Source organism: Phormidium pseudopriestleyi FRX01, assembly GCF_017313335.1.
In the GTDB taxonomy this organism is placed as follows: domain Bacteria; phylum Cyanobacteriota; class Cyanobacteriia; order Cyanobacteriales; family Laspinemataceae; genus Laspinema; species Laspinema pseudopriestleyi.
This window is the reverse complement of record NZ_JAFLQW010000448.1, coordinates 1-5,020: the sequence shown is the minus strand read 5'-3', so window position 1 is coordinate 5,020 and position 5,020 is coordinate 1. Positions and strand designations below refer to the sequence as shown.

4 protein-coding genes and 1 pseudogene are annotated in these 5,020 nt (G+C 50.5%); 1 reads left to right on the top strand and 4 read right to left on the bottom strand.

What is annotated here, in order from left to right; translation table 11 throughout:
- The 4 genes and pseudogenes from J0895_RS26020 to trmD all read right to left on the bottom strand — a co-directional run.
- Positions 1–284, bottom strand: a pseudogene (locus J0895_RS26020) (hypothetical protein); the annotation flags it as partial.
- A gap of 395 nt (positions 285–679) precedes the next feature.
- Positions 680–1,270, bottom strand: a complete 591-nt coding sequence (locus J0895_RS16810; RefSeq protein ID WP_207089193.1) for a DUF1517 domain-containing protein — start codon at positions 1,268–1,270, stop codon at positions 680–682.
- Positions 1,271–1,393: 123 nt separating this feature from the next.
- Positions 1,394–2,767 carry a DUF1517 domain-containing protein gene (locus J0895_RS16805; RefSeq protein ID WP_207089192.1) on the bottom strand — a complete coding sequence of 458 codons (1,374 nt, stop codon included), beginning with the start codon at positions 2,765–2,767 and terminating at the stop codon, positions 1,394–1,396.
- Positions 2,768–2,795: 28 nt separating this feature from the next.
- A complete protein-coding gene (gene trmD / locus J0895_RS16800; protein WP_207089194.1) occupies positions 2,796–3,518 on the bottom strand; it encodes a tRNA (guanosine(37)-N1)-methyltransferase TrmD in 723 nt (240 codons plus the stop codon).
- 509 nt (positions 3,519–4,027) lie between these two features.
- Between trmD and J0895_RS16795 the strand changes: the two genes are divergently transcribed.
- A complete protein-coding gene (locus tag J0895_RS16795; RefSeq protein ID WP_207089191.1) occupies positions 4,028–4,879 on the top strand; it encodes a cyanophycinase in 852 nt (283 codons plus the stop codon).
- Positions 4,880–5,020 lie beyond the last annotated feature (141 nt).

Sequence of the window (5,020 nt, the reverse complement as noted above, 5' to 3'; positions counted from 1 at the left end):
TGCGGGAGTAAGCCGTCTTTTTTCCCGGATGGCTTGACGTTCAAATTCTGCCTTGATATCTAAGAGTTTAACTAGACAACTGCGAATTTCTCTGGGTTTAACCGGATTGCTAAAGGGCTCAAACACCGCTGGAGTTGTCGCTAATCTTCCCAGTAAGCCTAGGTGACTGGCATCGGCGATGTTTTCCCCGGGTTGGGCGTGAAAAATATGTCAATTTCTCGCCGTTCTGAAGCCATAGTTTTGCTGGTTTCAGTTTGACCTAATTGCCTTAACAGTTCCTGGATGTATTGTTTGGTGAATTGGTCATTGGTTGTTGGTCATTGGTCATTGGTCATTGGTCATTGGTCATTGGTCATTGGTCATTGGTTGTTGGTCATTTGTTGTTGGTCATTTGTTGTTGGTCATTTGTTGTTGGTCATTGGTTGTTGGTCATTTGTTGTTGGTAGAAACCCGGCTTGTTGTTACTCACTACAGGGTCAGAAACCTGTCAGAAACCGGGTTTCTTTGTTCAATTTTTTTAACAACGCCAGATGCTGCTATAGCAATCCTAAATCAGTTGTGGAAGACCCTCACCCCCAACCCCTCTCCCAAAGGGGGAGAGGGGAGCTATATATGTCATAAATCATTTAGGATTGCTATAGAAATCCGGTTTCTTGTCCCCCAGGGATCCGGGGTCATCTCATGCGATCGCCTTCATATTGCCATAGTAAGTTGCCATATCCTGCACCGAGAGGGTATCGGTTTGAGCTTGGGGACTCCACAGCAGTTCAAAGACGAGTAGATAGTCCGACGAGAGCGATCGCAATTGACTCAGGGCTGTTTTCATCGCACTGATCGTATCAATTTGAGAAAATAACGGGCTATCATGTGCCGTCCCCAGCAGCAACGTAATCACCACATAAGCAGCTTCTCCTCTGTCCTGAATTACTGCCGGTTGATCAGCTTGGGTAATGATTCCCTCCACATTACTGAGGGTCTCCGCACTAAATTTACCCCGTTCCTGAAGGGATAATCTTTCAAATACCGCTTCGGCTGCCTCGCGACTCTCGAAAGTTTCCGAACTGCCTAAAAGATGAGTCCAATAGAGGGCGTTTTCGAGAAACTGTTCTAGGGTAACTTCTAGTAATTCATATAATCCGGTAGGGGTTTTCGTGTCGGCTTTCAGACTCAAGTTCGATAATTGAGATTGAATCGAACTCCCTCCAGCACTAAGAGCGATCTGAAGTTGGGTTACGGTGACGATATCGTTATTTAGTTCTGGATTGAGCATTGATATTTATCCTAGGTAGATTGGTTTGAATGTTATACAAATGCCGCTTTTAAAAGCAACAACCCCTGGGCATAAATCCCCCGCCGGTTGTTGCCCTGCATGGATTTCCCTTGGGACTGCCGCTTATCCAATTTGAACCATGTCACTATACTGAGTTAGCAAGTCATCATAGCTCAAACTATCCGTGGCTTCCTGGGGACTCCAGAGTAACTCAAACACCAAGAGATAATCCGGGGTGATGGCGGCGACTTGTTGCAGGGCCGATCGCAGTTCTTCCGCAGAATGGAGGGGGCCAAATAACGGGTGATCATCTTCCGTTCCCAGGAGGAGGGTCACCACAAGATAAGAGGCGGGGTCCCCTTCGGATTGGGGGCGGGATTGATGATGCCGAATTTTACCCCCAACGTTACTGAATGTTTCTGCACTAAATTTACTGCGTTCTTGAATCGATAATTGCTCAAAAACTCGGCCTGCTTCTTCCCGACTCTTAACAGTTTCCGAATGGGTTTGAACATGAGTCCAATATTCAGGATGGCGGAGTAAGGATAAGGCAGATTCTCGTAAAAATTCAGTCAATCCTTCGGGAGTATCGAGTTCGGCACTGAGGCTTAAATCGGTGAGATGGGATTGAATTTTTCGGGCGGAAGCTAATAGGGCAACCTGCAATTTTGTCACGGTGACAATATCATTTTCGAGTTCTGAAACTGCGGTGGCTGCACGTTTAGAACGAATCCACCAGATGGCAGCGATCGCCCCTCCGGTGATCAGTAAAAACAGTAAAAATTTCCAGGGAAAGCGATTATTTCGAGCAGATTGGGTCCCGGCATAGCCCGATTGCGGAGACTGAGGTGCGCCTGGAATGGGTTGGGTGGTTGCCGGTGCGGTGGTACTGGGGACATAAGTTGGGGGGACGACTGGGGCGGGTTTGAGTCCGGTTCCAGCAGAATCTTGATACGGGCGATCGCTGTATTGGGGAGTTGGATAGTAAGGTTGCGGGACGGGAACGGGCACTGGGATCACCACCGTTCCGCCTCTGGATGGGGAAGTGGTTTGGGGGACTGGAGTGGGTGCCAGAGTGGGTGTTCGAGTGGGTGCCGGAGTGGGTTGCGCCTCGAAGGAACCGCCCCTTGCTCGTCCTCCCGTATTGCCGCGACTGGGAGTGGAATCTGTGGGCGGGGGATTGTTCGGGCGCGAGGGGGTGTTGCTACTACCGGAACCACTGGAACTGGGGGCCGAACGGCTAGGAGTAGGATTGGTGGTCCGGGAGGGGGTAGAACGGGAGGGGGTAGAACGGGAGGGAGTGGAACGGGAGGGGGTGGAACGGGAGGGGGTGGGGCGACTAAAAGACCCCCCCCGGCTTCGTCCTCCGGTGCGGGCTAAAGCAGTGGATTGAACCTCTATCCACTCTCCCATTGGGCGAGTCGAGGGGTTAATCTTGACTTCATTAAAGAGCAAGAGGCACAGGAGAGTGGCTAAGGTGAGATTAAATTTATGCATGGCTGAAAACCCAGCTTTATTTATTTAGTCATAGCCTATCCCCCGAGGAATTGTCATCTTTTACTGACAGATTGTCGAGGTTTTGGAGGAGGTCCGGGCGGCGATCGCGAGTGCGTTGCAGTTGTTGTGCTTTGCGCCATTCCTCAATTTTACCATGATGTCCCGAGAGTAAAACGTCCGGTACTTTCCAGTCGCGAAATTGGGCCGGACGGGTATAGTGGGGATAGTCCAGCAAACCGTCCTCGAAACTTTCAGCTTCTAGGGATTCAGGCTTACCCACGGTTCCGGGGAGCAGGCGGACGACCCCATCAAGTAAGGCTAAGGCGGGAATTTCTCCTCCGGTTAGGACGAAATCTCCTAGGGAGACTTCCCGAGTCACGATATTCATCACCCGTTCATCGATGCCTTCATAATGTCCGCAAATCAAGACAAGTTGATCGACGTTTTGGGCGAATTCCCAGAACAGGTTACGATTCATCGGTTGCCCTTGGGGGCTGAGAAAAATCACCTCGCGGCGAGGGAGGATGGGTAAGGATTCGACCGCTGCAAACAAAGGTTCAGGTTTCATGACCATTCCGACTCCCCCGCCATAGGGTTCATCATCGACTCGACGATGCTTATCCGTCGTAAAGTCGCGAGGATTAACGAGATTGACTGTAGCAATCTGGTTAGCAAGGGCGCGCCCAAGGAGGGAAGATTGCAGTGGGGTGGTAAAAAAATCGGGAAATAACGTGATAATATCTATTCGCACAGGGACAAACAAGGGAGCGGACACAATCTTTTATTATAGGTCCGACTATCCAAGCTACCCGAGGTTGGGAATCTCTCCCTGATTCCGTAGAGGCGATCGCCTTAGCCTAATGCTTTACCCTGCTGTTATCTTTGCCACGGGCACGCCACTATTGAGGAAAATACCTTTCGGGGGTGATGTTTGAATTCTAAATTTTTGCCATTTTTGCCATTTTTGCCATTATATCGACTGAATAAGCACCCGCGCTGACCCGGTAAAAACGGGCAAAAATCCTGGAAGCAAGTAAGCGGGGCGATCGCCAACTAGCCCAGGGATTCAGCCAGCACGGGAAAAAAAACCGTGGAATCGTAAAAAACGTGAGAAAATTAAACTCCCTGACCCTGGGTCCGCACTTGGGCGTAAGATTGCCCATCCGGTGATGCAAAAACGGACAAGAATGCCCTCTAAAGCCCTGCGCTTGGGGAAGGATCGAAACGTACAAAAAATAAGGGCCAATAGCAAGACCACCCATGCTACAGTTAGACACTCAATCCCTACAACAGAAGATGCCCCAAACACTTAAAAGCACTGTAATGGTGATTGGCGGTGCGGAAGACAAAGTTCATGGCCGCGAGATCCTGCATACGTTTTTTACTCGTGCTGGAGGAATCAAGGCGAAAATTGCGATCGTTCCTTGTGCTTCGCGGGAACCCTCGGCGATCGGGGACCGATATCAGAAGATCTTTGAGGAGATGGGTGCCACCAGCATAGAATTGCTAGATATTCGCGAAAGGACCCAGGGAGAGGACCCGAAGTGGCAAGAGTACATGGAAGAATGTACGGGAGTCTTTATGACGGGCGGAGATCAACTCCGACTCTGCGCCTTAGTCGCGGATACGCCTTTGATGGAAAAGGTTAGAATGAAGGTCCGGGAAGGAAAAATTGTTTTGGCAGGAACCAGTGCCGGTGCCGCAGTGATGGGACATCACATGATTGCCGGGGGAGGCAGTGGAGAATCGCCGAATCGCTCCTTAGTTGATATGGCAACGGGATTGGGAATTCTGCCTGATGTGATTGTGGACCAGCATTTCCATAACCGGAATCGCATGGCAAGGCTCCTCTCGGCGATCGCCTCTCATCCAGACCGCCTCGGCATCGGCATTGACGAAGATACTTGCGCCATGTTTCAAGGCGATGGCGTCATTGAAGTGATTGGCAAAGGCACCGTGACCATCGTCGATCCCGGTTCTGCTTTCGCGACGAACGATCAACAAGTGGGAGCCACAGACCCCTTGAGTTTGTACAATATGCGCTTACATATTCTGTGTCACGGCGATCGCTTTGAGTTACGTCAGCGCGTCAGTCGTCCCACCCACCCCTAGGCTTTTATAGAGCGGGAGAGTTCGAGAGGGGAGCAAAACCCACGTCTTTTAAGCGTGGGATGTAGCGAACCCTTTCGCGCCCATGTTAATGGGCAGAGTCTTGTTCTGTGGGGTTAGGCAGTTGGTCTATCCAATCTTCGA

Coding starts and splice junctions, on each gene's coding strand:
- J0895_RS16810 (WP_207089193.1), bottom strand. CDS start 1,270: ATGCTCAATCCAGAACTAAATAACGATATCGTCACCGTAACCCAACTT.
- J0895_RS16805 (WP_207089192.1), bottom strand. CDS start 2,767: ATGCATAAATTTAATCTCACCTTAGCCACTCTCCTGTGCCTCTTGCTC.
- J0895_RS16795 (WP_207089191.1), top strand. CDS start 4,028: ATGCTACAGTTAGACACTCAATCCCTACAACAGAAGATGCCCCAAACA.